This is a genomic window from Pseudomonas sp. WJP1, from assembly GCF_028471945.1.
Taxonomy (GTDB): Bacteria; Pseudomonadota; Gammaproteobacteria; order Pseudomonadales; family Pseudomonadaceae; genus Aquipseudomonas.
Genome location: NZ_CP110128.1, coordinates 1,670,230 through 1,686,485, shown reverse-complemented (window position 1 = coordinate 1,686,485; position 16,256 = coordinate 1,670,230). Strand labels below are relative to the sequence as shown.

Annotated in this window: 10 protein-coding genes; 5 read left to right on the top strand and 5 right to left on the bottom strand. The window is 62.7% G+C overall.

Annotation, left to right across the window (positions count from 1 at the left end; translation table 11 throughout):
• Window positions 1-66 precede the first annotated feature (66 nt).
• Entirely contained in the window at window positions 67-960 is an 894-nt protein-coding gene (locus tag OH720_RS07665) for a DMT family transporter (RefSeq protein WP_272605121.1), read from the top strand.
• On the opposite strand, the gene OH720_RS07660 is transcribed toward OH720_RS07665, so the two are convergent.
• From OH720_RS07660 to recQ, 4 genes are all read right to left on the bottom strand, one after another.
• Window positions 954-1,244 (bottom strand): SelT/SelW/SelH family protein, encoded by a 291-nt coding sequence (locus OH720_RS07660; protein WP_020795384.1) that lies wholly within the window; start codon window positions 1,242-1,244, stop codon window positions 954-956. The genes OH720_RS07665 and OH720_RS07660 overlap by 7 nt on opposite strands.
• Before the next feature lie 175 nt (window positions 1,245-1,419).
• Window positions 1,420-2,592, bottom strand: coding sequence for a type IV pilus assembly protein FimV (locus OH720_RS07655; RefSeq protein WP_272605120.1), 1,173 nt, complete (start codon window positions 2,590-2,592; stop codon window positions 1,420-1,422).
• A gap of 128 nt (window positions 2,593-2,720) precedes the next feature.
• Complete coding sequence (locus tag OH720_RS07650; protein ID WP_008055544.1) at window positions 2,721-3,155, bottom strand: MarR family transcriptional regulator; 435 nt, start codon at window positions 3,153-3,155, stop codon at window positions 2,721-2,723.
• A 120-nt stretch (window positions 3,156-3,275) separates the two neighbouring features.
• Window positions 3,276-5,402 (bottom strand): DNA helicase RecQ, encoded by a 2,127-nt coding sequence (gene recQ / locus OH720_RS07645; protein ID WP_272605119.1) that lies wholly within the window; start codon window positions 5,400-5,402, stop codon window positions 3,276-3,278.
• 304 nt (window positions 5,403-5,706) lie between these two features.
• Between recQ and OH720_RS07640 the strand changes: the two genes are divergently transcribed.
• Genes OH720_RS07640 through lapD form a run of 4 tightly spaced genes read left to right on the top strand, consistent with a single transcriptional unit; the run spans window position 5,707 to window position 9,425 of the window.
• Window positions 5,707-6,294 (top strand): UPF0149 family protein, encoded by a 588-nt coding sequence (locus tag OH720_RS07640; RefSeq protein WP_008055546.1) that lies wholly within the window; start codon window positions 5,707-5,709, stop codon window positions 6,292-6,294.
• A 10-nt stretch (window positions 6,295-6,304) separates the two neighbouring features.
• Window positions 6,305-6,700, top strand: coding sequence for a YbaN family protein (locus tag OH720_RS07635; protein WP_180202884.1), 396 nt, complete (start codon window positions 6,305-6,307; stop codon window positions 6,698-6,700).
• Between the two features lie 54 nt (window positions 6,701-6,754).
• On the top strand, window positions 6,755-7,462 hold the full coding sequence (gene lapG, locus OH720_RS07630; protein ID WP_272605118.1) for a cysteine protease LapG: 708 nt from the start codon (window positions 6,755-6,757) through the stop codon (window positions 7,460-7,462).
• Between the two features lie 22 nt (window positions 7,463-7,484).
• Window positions 7,485-9,425 carry a cyclic di-GMP receptor LapD gene (lapD, locus tag OH720_RS07625; protein WP_272605117.1) on the top strand — a complete coding sequence of 647 codons (1,941 nt, stop codon included), beginning with the start codon at window positions 7,485-7,487 and terminating at the stop codon, window positions 9,423-9,425.
• A gap of 74 nt (window positions 9,426-9,499) precedes the next feature.
• Here lapD and OH720_RS07620 read toward each other — a convergent pair whose 3' ends face one another.
• A complete protein-coding gene (locus tag OH720_RS07620; protein ID WP_272605116.1) occupies window positions 9,500-15,934 on the bottom strand; it encodes a retention module-containing protein in 6,435 nt (2,144 codons plus the stop codon).
• Window positions 15,935-16,256 lie beyond the last annotated feature (322 nt).

Below are 16,256 nucleotides of genomic sequence, written 5' to 3'. Positions count from 1 at the left end.
GCGACAGACACGGTGACGGCCGGCGCGGTTAAATGACCGGACTCACGACCTTTACCAAGGATTACCATGACTCCCCGCACCGCCCTGGGCGCCCTGCATATCGGCGCATTGATGTTTGGCCTGACCGGCGTGTTCGGCAAACTCGCCGCCGCCTCTGCGCCCATCATCGTCTTCGGCCGGGCGGCGTTCGCGGTGCTGGCGCTGGCGTTCTTTGCCCGCTTTGCCAGCCAGACCCGCTGGCAGAAACTCGAAGCCGTGGATGTGCGCCGACTGCTGCTCAGCGGTTTGCTGCTGGCCGGGCACTGGGTGAGTTTCTTCATTTCGGTGAAGATCGCCGGCGTGGCCATCGCCACCCTGGGCTTTGCCAGTTTCCCGGCCTTTACCGTGATCCTTGAAGGGCTGATTTTCCGCGAGCGCATCCGCGCCAATGAAATCCTCCTGGTGGCGCTGGTCAGTATCGGACTGGTGCTGGTCACGCCTGAGTTCGATCTGGGCAGTGGCGCCACCACCGGCCTGCTCTGGTCGATCGCCTCGGGCCTGCTGTTTTCCCTGCTGTCGCTGACCAACCGCGCCAGCTCCGCGCGCATCCCGCCGGTGCAGGCGGCGCTGTGCCAGAACGTGGTGGTCGGCTTGTGCCTGCTGCCGGCGGCGGCCCCGCATCTGAGCGAAGTGCGTGCCATCGACTGGTTGTGGATCGGCCTGCTCGGGGTGTTCTGCACCGGCGTTGCCCACAGCCTGTTTGTCGCCAGCCTGGCGGTGATCAAGGCGCGGACCGCCGCGGTGGTCTTCGCCCTGGAGCCGGTTTACGGGATCACAATGGCCTGGCTGCTGTTCAATGAAGACCCGACCCTGCGCATGCTGCTCGGCGGCGCATTGATCATCGTCGCGATCGTGGTATCCAGCAGGCTTTCCAGCGGTTCAAGCAAGAAAACCGTTGCCGCGGAGGCGGTGTCTCACTGAGTGGTGCGATCGTTGTGCCCCAGGTCGCGGTCCGGATCGATCTGGTCGCGGACTCGCTGCTTGAGCACCTTGGCCTCGGGAAAACCGCCGTCAGCCTTGCGCTCCCAGAGCTGCACCTGGTCACAGAAAATGTGAAAGACCCCGCCCGTGCCGGGCACCAGCGACACCTTGCCCAGGTCATCGCCAAAGGTGCTGAGCAGTTCCTGGGCCAGCCAGGCCGCACGCAACAGCCACTGGCATTGGGTGCAATAGGTGATTACGATTTCCGGTTTGCTGGTGGTCATGATGGGCGGAGTTCCTGAGGCGGAGGGCGTGACCATGATAACGGCCTTTGTTGCCTGGGATGAACGATTACGCGGTGCGGCAGATTCACCGCGGCGCCTGGTTCGCCCGTAGGAGCCAGGCTTGCCGGCGAAGAACGATAACGCGGTGCAATAGACACACCGCAGCGCCTGGCTCCTACAGTTTATCGTCCAGGGAAGCGGGTTCGATGGTCCATTCGATCTCAGGCTCAGGCAGCGCTGGCACTACGGACGGCTGAGTGTTTTCCATCGGGCCCAAATCCCAATTCGTATCCATCGACAAGTCATCCAGATTCAACTGGAACTCATCGGTGGGTGACGGCTGCGATGGCATTTCTGGGGCCAACACCGCCGATGTAACAAGTGCAACCGGCGCAAGAACGCCCAATTGTTGAGGATGGACGGGCACTGTCTGAAGCATCTGCCCATCATGCACTGCGGGTCGATTGGCCTGGAGGTCATGTTGCGATGGCTCTGGCAAGGCTTGATCCTGCTGTCGTTGACGACGCCCCCATGCAAGCAGCAGCGCCAAGGCCAGCAGCGCCACAAACCCAAGCATCCATAGCCAATTCACCCCTGGCTCCTCAACCACGACCGGCGCCGGTGCCACGACAACCGGCTCCGTCGGTGCCTGCTGGACCTCCGCCAATCGGGTTTGCAACTCGCTCACCTGCCTTTTCTCAACAGCGATCTGCTCGTCCTGTGCCTGAACCTTCGCGTTGAGCTCATCAATGCTCGCCTGCAACTGCTGGCTGTGCAGGACACTGGCGGCCAGTTGTTCAGCCAGAGGATCCACAGGCGTTGCCAGCGCTTCCCTGTTTACAGGTGGTGGCGCGACTGTCGGCTGAACGCTCGGGAATGCAGAAGCAGGACGGTCCAGCGGCGGTTCATCGTCAATCGGTGCAATGTCCCCGGCACCCGGAGGATCGATGAGCACGGTGTACTCACGCAACAAACGACCATTGGGCTGGTCGAGTTGAACCAGAAAATCCAGGTAGGGCTCCTTCACCGGTTTTTTGGAGCTGACCCGGATCAGGCTGCGATCGCCCCGCAGGATGGGCGTGAACGTCAGGTCGTTGAGGAAAAACACGCGCTCGACCCCGGCGCGCCTGAATTCGTCCGCCGTTGCCAGGCGCACCGACAGCTCGCCCTCTGCAAGTCCGGCCGCATCCACCAGGGCGATGTCGGCGCGCAGCGGTTGATTCAACGCCGAGTGCAGGGTGATTTCACCCAGGCCCAACGCCGGCACCCAGGCCGAGTAAGTGACGGCGGCACCGGCCAGCAATAGCCTGGCACCAAACCGTACAACCAATAGTCGACTCTGGAGCATGAACATCCCTTAGGTAACCGAAAAACCAACTGCACGTGTTCGCACATCCGGTACGAACACGATATTGCCGAGTAGTTCTTATAGTCTGCCCAATGCGTTCACTCAAAAGTCTGGCGCGAAGCTTTGTCTCAGGATTTTTCGAGGTTGGCCAGGATGTGCCCGTGAACCCGCATGCACACCTTTACATCGGCCTCATCGACACCCTCGAAGAGTTCGTGACGCAGTTGGGTGGCAATGGTTTCGATTTGTTCGATCAGGGGACGCGCCGGGGCACACAGCACGATTTTTTTCGCCCGACGGTCTTCTACCACCGCCTGGCGTTGCACCAGGCCCTGGCTTTCCAGGCTGTCGAGCAGCCGGGCCAGGGTCGGCCCCTCGACACCGACGCTTTGCGCCAGCTCACGTTGGGTCGGGGCTTGTTCGAAGCGCGCCAGGTGCAGCAGCACCAGCCAGCGGGCCTGGGACAATCCGAGCCCGGCAAGGCGACGGTCGAGTTCAGCACGCCAGCCGCGCGACATCTGGGCCAGTTGCATGCCAAAACGGTGTTGATCGGTCAACGGCATAAAACACTCATGATTAGACTGAAAAAAGGGAAATACTAATAATTAGTCAGCTAAGCATGAGCCTTGGCTGGAGGCAAGGCTTGTTCTGTACTGAATCGTTACATCAGCGGGACCGGTCGCTCAAAGTTCGAATTCGGACTGCAGGGCGGCGCGAACACAGTACAAAACCCCTTCCGGCACGCGCCCCGCAAACAGCGCGGAAATTTCCGACACCGGCGGTAGCTCGCCCTCACCGTCGAGGAACGCATCCTGGACTTCGCCCATCAAGTCCTCCGGCAGATCCAGCGCCTGCTCCAGTGACAGCTGCTGCTTGCCGATCGCCTCGGCGAGCAGGGTGTAGACGTTCTTTTCCGAGCACTGCAACTGCCCGGCGATCTGCAACGGTGTCATGCCGGCACGCGCCAGGGTGATCAGCTCGTGACGCAGGTCCGCCACGACTTTCGGTGCTTCGGCCTGGCCCCCGAGGACCTCGAGGAAAGCCTCGCCATAACGCTCCAGCTTGCGTGCGCCGACGCCGCTGACCCGGGCCATTTGCGCCAGCGTAGTCGGTTGGCTGCGCAGCATTTCCAGCAAGGTCGAGTCGGGAAAAATGACGTACGGCGGTACGCCATGTTCTTCGGCCAGCTTGCGACGCAGGGCTCGCAAGGCTTCCCACTGTTCGCGCTCTTCGCCGCGCACCAGTTGGCTCGCCTGGCTCTTGCTGCTCTTGGCGGTGGTTTGCGCCTTCAGGTCGCGCCGCAGTTCCAGGGTCACCTCGCCCTTGAGCAGCGGCCGGCACGTGTCGCTCAGGCGCAGGCCGCCGTAGCCCTCCAGGTCGATATCGGCCAGGCCACGGGCCACCAGCTGGCGAAACAGCGAACGCCACTCGCCTTCGGCCATCGCCTTGCCGACCCCATACACCGAGAGTTTCTGATGCCCGAAGTTGCGCACCTTTTCGTTGTCCTTGCCCAGCAAGACATCCACCAGGTGCCCGACACCGTAGCGCTGGCCTGTGCGGTAGATCGCCGACAGCGCCTGGCGGGCGGGCTCGGTGGCATCCCAGGTTTGCACGCCGTCGACGCAGTTGTCGCAATGCCCGCAGGGCTCGGGCATGTCTTCGTCAAAGTAGGCCAGCAGTGTCTGGCGGCGGCAGCGGGTTTCCTCGCACAGCGAGAGCATGGCATCGAGCTTGTGTTGCTCCAGGCGCTTGTGACGCTCGTCGCCTTCGGAGTTTTGCAACATCTGCTTGAGCATCACCACGTCTTGCAGGCCATAGGCCATCCAGGCATCGGCCGGCAGACCGTCACGGCCGCCGCGACCGGTTTCCTGGTAATAGGCTTCAAGTGACTTCGGCAAGTCGAGGTGAGCGACAAAGCGCACGTTGGGCTTGTCGATGCCCATGCCGAAGGCCACGGTGGCGACCATGATCAGGCCTTCCTCGTTGAGGAAGCGTTTCTGGTGGTGCGCACGCAGGTCGTTGGGCAGGCCGGCGTGATACGGCAGCGCCGGGAAACCTTGTTCGGTGAGGAACGTGGCCACTTCCTCGACCTTCTTGCGCGACAGGCAATAGACGATGCCCGCATCGCTGCGACGCTCGGCGAGGAACGCCAGCAACTGCTTGCGCGGCTGTTCCTTGGGCACGATGCGATAAAAGATGTTGGGGCGGTCGAAGCTCGACAGGAAACGCTCGGCCTCCTGCAGGTGCAGGCGCGTGACGATCTCTTCGCGGGTGCGCTTGTCGGCGGTGGCGGTCAGGGCGATGCGCGGCACGTCGGGGAACAGTTCCGCCAACTGGCCCAATTGCAGGTATTCCGGGCGAAAGTCATGGCCCCACTGGGACACGCAATGGGCTTCGTCGATGGCGAACAGCGAAATGTTCAGCCCTTGCAGGAAGCTGAGCATGCGAGGCTGGACCAGACGCTCGGGCGCGAGGTAGAGCATTTTCACCTCGCCGCGCCGGATCCTGGCCGCCAGGTCACGCTGCTGCTCGGCACTGAGCGTGGAGTTCAACGCCGCGGCGGCCACGCCCAGTTCTTCCAGGGTCGCGACCTGATCGTCCATCAGCGCGATCAGCGGCGAAACCACCACCGCCAAGCCATCGCGCAGCAGCGCCGGCACCTGGAAGCACAGGGATTTACCACCCCCGGTAGGCATCAGGACCAAGGCATCGCCGCCACTGGCCACGCGCTCAATGATCGCACCCTGGCGGCCACGGAAACTGTCGTAGCCGAAGATGTCCTTGAGGACGCGCTGAGCCTGTTCGAGCATAAAAACTCCAAAAATCACCGAAACATCCCTGCAAGGCTGGTACAGGACCCGCAACTTTGCACCGACAAATCGTAAGTACGGATTGCATGACGCTGTGCATTTAAGCCGCGAAACCAGCAGGGCATCACAAAACGCGCGAGTATACCCGACCCCTGTCCGGCAAAGGGCGCCGCTGAGAAGACACACGAAGACCAATGAGGCTCGCTTCCACGGGGAATGCGCTGCAAATATGCCGTGCGGCTGGCCCAAGCGCTCAAGAAGGCCTAGAATTCCCGCATCGAATATTCCCCAAGGTAGCCCTTTAATGTCCTTCGCTGAGCAACTAACCCGCTTGCAAGTCTTCCTCGACGCCGATGAACTGCATGACGAGGCGCTGGACTACGTGGCCGCCCACGGCTACCTGACCGCGCTGTCGATCTGTTCGGAAGACGTTCCCGATCGTGAATGGATCGACGCACTTTTCGCTGAAGAGCCGCATTACAGCAGCGAAGCCCAGCGCGAAGAGATCGAAGCCACGCTGATCGGCCTCAAAGCGCACATCGCCCGTCAACTGGCCTCCGATGAAGAGTTCGAGCTGCCGTGCGACCTCGACCTGGGCGACGACCCGGACGATTCCGAGCTGCGCGGCTGGTGCATCGGTTTCATGGAAGGCGTATTCCTGCGCGAAGAAGCCTGGTTCGAAACCGCCGAAGACGAAGTCAGCGAAATGCTGCTGCCGATCATGGTCGGTTCCGGCCTGTTCGACGAGCAACCGGAGTTCTCCGACATCGCCGCCGACGCCAACCTGATGGACGACATGATCGTGCAGATCCCGGAAGCCCTGACTGCGCTGTACCTGCTGTGCAACGCACCGGACGAAAAACCGGCGATCCTCAAGCCACGTCACCACTAAGGTTTTGCCTATGGACAACCCCATAGGCAACCGCTCCCTGATGTTGCGCTACGTGCTGCTGGCCATCGGCTGGCTGAGCGTAGCGTTGGGGGTGCTCGGGATTTTCCTGCCGGTGTTGCCCACGACGCCCTTCCTGTTGCTGGCGGCTGCCTGTTTCGCCCGCAGTTCACCGCGTTTCTATCAATGGCTGGTCGAGCACCCGCGGCTCGGGCCATGGATTCGTGACTACCTCGAAGGTAATGGCATTCCGCTCAAGGGCAAGGTCTACGCCATCGGCCTGATGTGGGCGAGCATCCTGTTCTCCTGCTACCTGGTGCCGCTACCTTGGGCACGGGGGTTCATGCTGACCAGTGCAGTGCTGGTGACCCTGTACATCCTTCGGCAGAAAACCCTGCGTAAATCCTGACTGTCGTTGTAAACACCACCTAGACTTCAAATCTCTGCACTCGAGCAGCCAGACATGCCGCGCAGGCCGGGTAGTCCAGGATGGCCAACACTCCGACTTCGGTTTGGTGGATGGCTGCTGCTCGCCAGTTTTCCGCTGGCCGTTCCTGGCAGTGTCTGGCCCGTCTGGGATTTCGCGAAGATTGAGCAAACCGCCGAAAAACGCTATGCCAGCCTGGGGCCGACGCAGGGACGTATCCAGTCCTGGAGTGAAATGCTCCAAGGCGAACGCGACCTGCCCGAGCAGGCGCAATTGAGTGCGGTCAATCGCTACTTCAACCAGCAGCTGGAGTTCCAGGATGACACCCGCATCTGGCACCAGAGCGATTACTGGGCCACGCCGGTCGAGGCGCTGATCAAGGCCGCCGGCGATTGCGAAGACTATGCCCTGGCGAAATACTTCAGCCTGCGCCAGCTGGGCATTCCCAGCGACAAGCTGCGCATTACCTACGTGAAATCCCTGACCCGAAACCAGGCGCACATGGTGCTGACTTACTACAGCAGCCCCGGTGCCGAACCGCTGGTGCTCGATAATTTGATCGGCGACATCCGCCCCGCCTCGCAGCGCAAGGACCTGCTACCGGTGTACGCATTCAACGCCGAAGGCCTGTACCTGCCCGGCAAGCCTGGCAACCCGCGCAACGGCGACTCGAAAAAACTGTCGCGCTGGCAAGACGTCTTGAAAAAAATGCAAACCGAAGGGTTCGCCGTGGGCGACGGTTAGCCGCCACGCCAAGGAGCGCTCGATGAAACTGCGCAACCAGTTGTTTCTCGCCATTTGCCTGTTCTTGCTGGTGGCTTTCAGCGGCAGTTTCTATGCCAGCCTGGAAAGCTCCCGCGAACAGACGCTCGGGCAGTTGCGCGCCCATGCCCAGGACGCCGCGACCGCCCTGGGCCTGACCTTGACCACACAGGTCGACGACCCGGCCATGATGGAGTTGATGGTCAGCTCGATTTTCGACAGCGGCTATTTCAGCGACATCCGCGTGACCCACCTGGAAAATCGGCAGGTGCTGGTGCAGCGCAGCATCCCCGAGCAAATCGATGGCGTGCCCGGCTGGTTCGTCAATCTGGTGAATTTGCGTCCCGAAGGTGGCGATGCACTGATCACCCGCGGCTGGCAACAGGTGGCGCGGGTCGAAGTGTTGAGCAATCCACAATTCGCCCTGGCCAAACTCTGGGACAGCACGCTAGGCAGCCTCGTTTGGTTGCTGCTCTGTGGGCTGCTCAGTGCGGTGTTCGGTGGCTGGTTGCTGCGTCGACAGTTTCGTCCGCTCGACAGCATGGTCCGCCAGGCCGACGCCATCAGCAAACGCGAATTTCTCAGCGTGCCGACACTGCCGCGCACACCGGAATTGAAACGCGTGGTGCTGGCGATGAACCAGATGGTCGAGAAGCTCAAGACGTTGTTCGCCGAAGAGGCCGCGCGCAGTGAAAAACTGCTCCACGACTCCTATCAGGACAGCCTGACAGGGCTGGCCAACCGGCGATTGCTCAATGAACAATTGGCCGATCAATTGCTGGTCACCGAGCAAAATGGCGGCGGTCACCTGATGATGCTGCAGCTCAACGACCTGGCCGGCCTTAATCAGCGCCTTGGCGGGGAACGTACCGACGCGTTGATTGGTGCGGTCGGCGACTTGCTCAAGCGCCTGACTCAAGCTGCGGAACGTCGCACCTGGCTGGCAGCGCGCAATCGCGGCGGCGAATTCAGCCTGCTGGCACCGGATCTCGATACCGAGGATGCGACACGCCTGGCCGCCGAGATCAGCGCCACCCTGGAAAACCTGCGCCTGACCGGTGACAGTGATTGCATGCCCGTCGCCCATCTGGGCATCGTCGCCTTCCACCCTGGCGACCCGGCAAGCCATGTTCTGCATCAACTGGACCAGGCACTCAACGAAGCCCGGCAACATCCCGAGCGTCCCTGGGCCGTGTTGGGACGCAGCGACAGCGCGCCAAGGCAGGCCCAACACCACTGGCACACCTGGATCGACGATGCCCTGAACGAAGGCAAACTGCAGTTGTATTTCCAACCGGTGGTGCAATGCGCCGACACCCACCAGGTGCTGCATCACAAAGTCCTCGCACGCCTGCTCGATCCACAGGGCGAAGCGATTGCCGCCGGCCAGTTCTTGCCGTGGATCGAGCGTTTTGGCTGGTCGGCGCGCTTCGACCTGGCGATGCTCGAAGCTACCCTCGAGTACCTCGTCATCAACCGTTTACCCCTGGCATTGAGCCTGTCCGGCAGCACCTTGCGCGATCAGGCGCAGTTGCAACTGATCCTCGACACGCTGGAATCCCTCCCGGAACTGGCGCCCCTGCTGACCCTGGAAATCGACGAGCGCCAACTGCCACCCCCAGACCAACTGCAACGTTTGAGCCACAGCCTGCTCGCCACCGGTTACCGCATCGGGCTGCAACATTTTGGCGGTCACTTCAGCCAGATTGGCAACCTCACTCAGCTGGGGCTGGCTTACCTTAAAATCGACGGAGTCTACATCCGTGGCATCGATGTTGAGCGTGACAAACGGCTGTTCATCGAAGCAGTTTGCCGCACGACTCACAGCATCGACTTGCCCTTGATAGCGGAGCGAGTGGAAACCCAGGGCGAGCTGGAAACGATCAGGGCACTGGGGGTGTTTGGCGTGATGGGGCGTTTGGTCGGGCAGCCGCTGCCGATGTGATTTGCAAGGGTTCGCGCACAGAAAAAAACCGCCCCCTTGCTCAGGGAGGGCGGTTTTTTTGTTGCCGGTTCAGGTCACACGGTATCCACCTTCAACGAATGGTCATTGAGCATGCCGTTGATGATGGTGGCCGTGTCCGCGCCGCCAATGACCCCGTCCGCCCCCGGCGTAACCCCATAGTGACTGGCCAGGTTGACGCCCGCCAGGTCGATGGTCTGGTTCGGCTCCGCGCCGGCCATGGCGCTGACGTCGATGCTGGTCACCAGTGAAGCACCGCTGCCGCTGACGGTGAAGTGCAGGTAATCATCCAGCGAGGCGGCGGTGCTGCTCTCCCCTTGCAGCAGTTGCGACAGGTCGAGCTTGTCGGCCCCCGGCTTAAAGTCGGTGATGATGTCGTGGCCGCTGTTACCGTTGAGCCACTGGAAGGTGTCGGCGCCACTGCCGCCGGTCAGGGTGTTGTTGCCCAGTCCGCCGATCAGGAAGTCGTCGCCACCCTCGCCCTTGAGCACGTCGTTGCCCAGGCCACCGGTGATGATGTTGCTATGGTTGTCTCCCGTGAGTGAGTCATTGAAGTTGGAGCCGGTCAGGTTTTCGATGGCGGTCAGGGTGTCGGTGCCGGCACCGACGGTGTTCTGTGCGCCGGCCTCGCCGAGATTGACCGTGACGCCGGCAGTGGCGTGGGCATAGCTTGCAGTGTCGCTGCCCGTACCACCGTCGAGCAGGTCGTTGCCCGCTCCGCTGTAGAGCAAGTCATTGCCGGCTTCACCGTGCAGCTCGGTGTTGCCGGTGCCTGCGGTCAACACGTCGTTACCGTCACCGGCATTGATGATGTGCTCGCCGTTGACGGCTACCAGGGTGTCATCCCCCGCCGTTCCGGTGAGGGCGTGGCCATCCTGGGAGGTCAGGTGGGCGCTGGCGTTGCCACCATGGTTGTCGCTGGCGGTGTAGGTGTTGTCTGGAGCGGTGTCGTGGGCCCCGGCGTAATCGACGGTCATCTTCAACTGGTAGTTTTCAGCACCGTTGGCGCCTTGGCCCGGCCCATTGGGGATATTGGTGATGTGGATGCGGTAGGTGGCATCCGACGTCGCCGTGATGGTCTGGCCGTCAGCGATGGCGACATAGGCGCCATCGTTGATCGAGTACTCCATGCCGATGTGACCGGCTGCGAGGTTGTGATCCAGGTTGAGGGTTTCCCCCTGCTTGAGATTGACAGCGATCAGGTTGTCGTTGTGGTTGCCGTTGGCCGCACCCAGCGCCCCGCTGACCACCAACACGGCGGTCATGGCCGTCGTGTTGGCGACGAAGGCGCTGCGGGCAATGGCGGCATTGCTGCCGGAGACGCTGTAGTTCTGTTGGGTCCCGGTAAAGTCCGCGCCTTTTGCTATCAGGTCCTGGCCGCCGGCTTTTCCATGGGCGCTCACGTCGCTGTCACGGCCCGCCACCTTGCAACTGTTGTTGTACACATCGATGGTCACGGTGGTGGTGCTTTCATCACCGTCACCATCGCGCAGGGTGTAGGTGAACACGTCACTCGCACCCTGGCCGCCCACCGAGTTCGGGTAGCTGTGGTACAGCGCATTGCCCGCCGCATCCAGGGTCAGGTAGCCGTAGGTGCCGTTGATCTGGCTGTTCAGGCCGCCATGCACAGGGGTCGAGGTGTCGTCGCCTGCGCGCACGCCGACCACGCCACCACCGGCGAACTGGCCATCGGCCCCCACGTTGTCGTTCCACAACACATTGCCGCCGATGTAGCCGCCTTCTCCTACCGAGGTGTGGTCGGCGTTGGCGGTCGGCACGTCATCGACGATATTGACCACGATGGTGCTGGTGGCGATGTTGCCCAGGCTGTCGATGGCCTGGTAAGTAAAGCTTTCTTGTACGGTGTTGGCGCCGTCGTTGGCCGGCGGCGTGGTGCTGGCTGGTGAAGTCAGGGTGTAGGTGTAGCTACCGTCGGGGTGCAGCAGCAGTTGGCCGTAAGTGCCGATGGCGTTGCTGACCAGGCTGTAGGTGATGGCGCCGCTGCCGCCATGGACTGCGCCGACCAGGGTGCCGCTGGCGGTTTCGCCGGGGTTGCATGGCTGGGCCAAGGCATTTTCGTAGACGGTCACGTCGTGGTCGCTGGCTGCGATCAGGCAGCTGTTGTGCACGTCGATGGTGATTGTGGTGGTGCTTTCGTCACCGTCACCGTCGCGCAGGGTGTAGGTGAACACGTCGCTCGCGCCCGGGCCACTGACCGAGTTCGGATAACTGTGGTACACGGCGTTACCCGCCGCATCCAGGGTCAGGTAGCCGTAGGTGCCGTTGATCTGGCCGTTCAGGCCGCCATGTACCGGGCTCGAGGTATCAGAGCCGGCACGCACGCCGACCACGCCGCCGCCAGCGAACTGGCCATCGGCGCCCGCGTTGTCGTTCCACAACACATTACCGCCGATGTAGCCGCCTTCTCCTACCGAGGTGTGGTCGGCGTTGGCGGTCGGCACGTCATCGACGATATTGACCACGATGGTGCTGGTGGCGATGTTGCCCAGGCTGTCGATGGCCTGGTAAGTAAAGCTTTCGTGTACGGTGTTGGCGCCGTCGTTGGCCGGCGGCGTGGTGCTGGCCGGTGAAGTCAGGGTGTAGGTGTAGCTGCCGTCGGGATGCAGCAGCAGTTGGCCGTAGGTGCCGATGGCGTTGCTGACCAGGCTGTAGGTGATGGCGCCGCTGCCGCCATGGACAGCGCCGACCAGGGTGCCGCTGGCGGTTTCGCTGGGGTTGCACGGCTGGGCCAGGGCATTTTCGTAGACGGTCACGTCCTGGTCGCTGGCCGCGACTAAGCAGCTGTTGTGCACGTCGATGATGATGGTGGTGGTGCTTTCGTCACCGTCACCGTCGCGCAGGGTGTAGGTGAACACGTCGCTCGCACCCGGGCCGCTCACTGAGTTCGGGTAGCTGTGGTAGAGCGCGTTGCCCGCGGCATCCAGTGTCAGGTAGCCGTAGGTGCCGTTGATCTGGCTGTTCAGGCCGCCATGCACCGGGGTCGAGGTATCGGAGCCGGCACGCACGCCGACCACGCCGCCGCCGGCGAACTGGCCGTCGGCCCCCGCGTTGTCGTTCCACAGCACATTGCCGCCGATGGAGCCGCCCTCTCCCACCGAGGTGTGGTCGATGTTAGCGGTGGGCACGTCATCGACGATGTTGATCACGATGGTGCTGGTGGCGACATTGCCTTGGGCATCTGTGGCCTGGTAGGTGAAGCTTTCGTGCAGGGTGTTGCCGCCGTCGTTGGCCTGCGGCATGGTGCTGGCCGGTGAGGTCAGGGTGTAGGTGTAGCTGCCGTCGGGGTGCAGCAACAGCTGGCCGTAGGTACCGATGGCATTGCTCAGCAGGCTGTAGGTGATGGCGCCGCTGCCGCCATGGACCGCGCCGACCAGGGTGCCGCTGGCGGTTTCGACCGGGCTGTTTGGCTGGCTGCCATTCACGCTGCCGGGGGCCAGGTCCTGGCCGTCCTGCTGCAGATCCAGGGCTTTTTCGTAGACGGTCACGTCGTGGTCGCTAGTCGCCACAAAGCAATTGTTGTGCACGTCGATCGTGATGGTGGTGGTGCTTTCGTCACCGTCACCGTCGCGCAGGGTGTAGGTGAACACGTCGCTCGCACCCGGGCCGCTCACCGAGTTCGGGTAGCTGTGGTACAGCGCGTTGCCCGCGGCATCCAGGGTCAGGTAGCCGTAGGTGCCGTTGATCTGGCTGTTCAGGCCGCCATGCACCGGGGTCGAGGTGTCGGAGCCTGCACGCACGCCGACCACGCCACCACCAGCAAACTGGCCATCGGCCCCCGCGTTGTCATTCCACAGCACATTGCCGCCGATGTAGCCGCCCTCTCCCACCGTGGCTATGTCGGGGGTAGCGGTGGGCACGTCATCGACGATGTTGATCACGATGGTGCTGGTGGCGACATTGCCCTGGGCGTCGGTGGCCTGGTAAGTGAAGCTTTCGTGCAGGGTGTTTGCGCCGTCGTTGGCCTGCGGCATGGTGCTGGCCGGTGAGGTCAGGGTGTAGGTGTAGCTGCCGTCCGGGTGCAGCAACAGCTGGCCGTAGGTGCCGATGGCATTGCTGAGCAAGCTGTAGGTGATGGCGCCGCTGCCGCCATGGACCGCGCCGACCAGGGTACCGCTGGCGGTTTCGGCCGGGCTGCTCGGCTGGCTGCCATTCACGCTGCCGGGGGCCAGGTCCTGGCCGTCCTGGTGCAGGTCCAGGGCTTTTTCGTAGACGGTCACGTCGTGGTCGCTGGTCGCCACAAAGCAACTGTTATGTACGTCGATCGTGACGGTGGTGGTGCTTTCGTCACCGTCGGCGTCGCGTAGGGTATAGGTGAACACGTCGCTCGCGCCCGGGCCGCTCACCGAGTTCGGATAGCTGTGGTACACGGCGTTGCCCGCGGCATCCAAAGTCAGGTAGCCGTAGGTGCCGTTGATCTGGCTGTTCAGGCCGCCATGCACCGGCGTCGAGGTGTCGGAACCTGCGCGTACGCCAACCACGCCGCCGCCTGAACCATCGGCACCGCCGACGTCGTTCCGCAGCACGTTGCCGGTGACGGTGCCGCCCTCGACTACCGACGTCGCATCAGGGTTGGCGGTTGGCAGGTCGTCGACGATCTTGACGTTGATTTCCCCACGCGCCTCGCTGCCGTCGGCATCGATGGCGATGACTTCGAAGTTCTCGCTGACGCTGTTGGCGCCGTCGGCGTTGGGGTGGGTCTCAGTGTAGTTCAGGGTGTAGCTGTAGCTCACCACGCCAGTGGCCGGGTCATAGCCAGTGACGGTCAAAGTGCTGCCCAGCCAGGTACTGCCTGAGATCGGCAAGGGCTGCACCACGCCACCGCTGATGATCGCGACGCCGGAAATGCTCAGGCTCTGCAGGCCGTCCGGGGCGTTGACGGTGAAGGTCCCGTGCTGGGTCAGCGCCGGGGCGTCGGGGTCGCTGCCGTACATGAGGTTTTTCTCGTAGACGGTCAGTTCGCCGCCTGCGACGTCCAGGCCACCGAGGGTCACACCGTCATCGTTGTTGTGCACGTTCAGCACCAGTTGCGCAGTGCTGCTGTCGCCGTCGGCGTCGGTAAGGGCGTAGGTGAAGGTCTCAATGCCGTTGCCGCCAGCGTGCAAGGCCTTGAAGTCGGCATCGCCGGGATTGAGGGTGTAGGTGTAGGTGCCATTGGCGTTGAGCACCAGGGTGCCGTAGGTGCCGACGAAGGTGCCGGGGGTGATCGGGCCACTTGCAGGACCGGTCGCTATACGGTCGGCGCCTTGCACGTCATTGCCCAGGACGTTGCCTTCGAGGGTGAGCCGGGTTTCCGAAGCGGTGTCGGGGTTGTTGTCATCGTACGCCTTGGGCATGTCGTCGAGGATGGTGACGTCCAGGGAACCGGTGGCGGTGTCGCCGTTGCTGTCACCGGCAACCACGGTGAAGTGCTCGCTGAGATGGGTGCCGTCACCGCTCGAATGGTTTTCGTTGTCGTTGAGGGTGTAGCTGTAACTCACCACGCCCGTGGTCGGGTTGTACCCGGTGATGGTCAGGGTGCTGCCCAGCGGCGTGGTGATCGACTGCGGAAAACCGTTGGCCACACCAGCGCTGATCACGCTAATCCCGCCGATGTTCAGGCTGGTCAGCCCGTCCAGCGCCGTGACGGTGAAGGTGCCGTTCTGGGTCAGCGCGGCGGGATTGCTTGCCGAACCGTCAGGCAGGTTGGCTTCCTTGACGGTCAGCTCACCGCCCACCACCGACAGCCCATCGAGGGTGACCGGATTGTTCACGGGTGGCGTGACGACAGGTGGTAATACTTCAGGTGGCGTGACAACTGGTGGTGTGACATCCGGTGGTGGGACTTCGGGCAGGGTGACCACTGGTGGCGTAACAACAGGTGGTATGACTACCGGCGGCGTGACGCCCGATGGTGGGACTTCGGGCAAGGTGATCACCGGTGGCGTAATCAGCGGCTCAGACGCAGCGTCGTCGGGGTTGTGATCACCGTCGTGCCGTTCCAGCGGGAACTCCGGAATGCCGTTGAACCCGGCGGTGGGGAAGCCAATGGTCGGCTCGACCCGCCCCCCCACTTCCTCGAGCATGACGAAACTGTGGCCCCCACCCTGTGCTCCCTCGGCAGGGCCGGTCGAACCCGGGCCGGCCGCCGTGGCTTCAGCGGTCTGGGTCGGGTCGTCACCGGCGGCAATGGCTTTTTGCAGTTGCTCGACATCGGTCAACTGCGCCTGGCTCGGAGTCGTCGCTTCAACCGTCTCCACATGGGGCGACGTCTGCGCCAGCAACTGGGCGGTAATTTGCAGGCTACTGCTGCGACCCAGCGTCAGTTCATCGCCATTTTGCAGATGCACCGCCACCGCGCCTTCGGCCCCGGTCACCAGTTGATCGCCGGCAAACAACCGGTCCCCCTCGATCAGCACTCGACGGGTGCCGTCACCCGCCACCGCGAAGACCTGACCGATAACCTTGCTGACGATACCGATGAGCGTAGCCATGTGCATTCCCTCCGCTGCCAACGCTTTGTCGGCACCCTGTCTGAATGCGGAGAACATGCCCATGGGCTCAAGCGGATTAACTGGCCAATCGCCTACCGGTCAACACGGATTACCCCAAGTAAGCCGTTGCCCTGACGTCGATCTCGTCCAGCGTATTGCTCGCGGCCGGTGCCCGCGACCTGGATAAACCCTTTGCAATCAATGGCATTGGGCTACCAGTCGAAAACAACGTCATCCGCCAGCGTTGCGTAACAGTCCTGAATCACCATGGCGACAAAAAACCGTCACCTCAGTCTGCGCCGCATCCCTCCCCTCCAGCACT

What these genes read in the sequence shown, in the direction of transcription:
- OH720_RS07665 (WP_272605121.1), top strand. Translation starts at nt 67, where the DNA reads ATGACTCCCCGCACCGCCCTGGGCGCCCTGCATATCGGCGCATTGATG.
- OH720_RS07660 (WP_020795384.1), bottom strand. Translation starts at nt 1,244, where the DNA reads ATGACCACCAGCAAACCGGAAATCGTAATCACCTATTGCACCCAATGC.
- OH720_RS07655 (WP_272605120.1), bottom strand. Translation starts at nt 2,592, where the DNA reads ATGCTCCAGAGTCGACTATTGGTTGTACGGTTTGGTGCCAGGCTATTG.
- OH720_RS07650 (WP_008055544.1), bottom strand. Translation starts at nt 3,155, where the DNA reads ATGCCGTTGACCGATCAACACCGTTTTGGCATGCAACTGGCCCAGATG.
- recQ (WP_272605119.1), bottom strand. Translation starts at nt 5,402, where the DNA reads ATGCTCGAACAGGCTCAGCGCGTCCTCAAGGACATCTTCGGCTACGAC.
- OH720_RS07640 (WP_008055546.1), top strand. Translation starts at nt 5,707, where the DNA reads ATGTCCTTCGCTGAGCAACTAACCCGCTTGCAAGTCTTCCTCGACGCC.
- OH720_RS07635 (WP_180202884.1), top strand. Translation starts at nt 6,305, where the DNA reads ATGGACAACCCCATAGGCAACCGCTCCCTGATGTTGCGCTACGTGCTG.
- lapG (WP_272605118.1), top strand. Translation starts at nt 6,755, where the DNA reads ATGCCGCGCAGGCCGGGTAGTCCAGGATGGCCAACACTCCGACTTCGG.
- lapD (WP_272605117.1), top strand. Translation starts at nt 7,485, where the DNA reads ATGAAACTGCGCAACCAGTTGTTTCTCGCCATTTGCCTGTTCTTGCTG.
- OH720_RS07620 (WP_272605116.1), bottom strand. Translation starts at nt 15,934, where the DNA reads ATGGCTACGCTCATCGGTATCGTCAGCAAGGTTATCGGTCAGGTCTTC.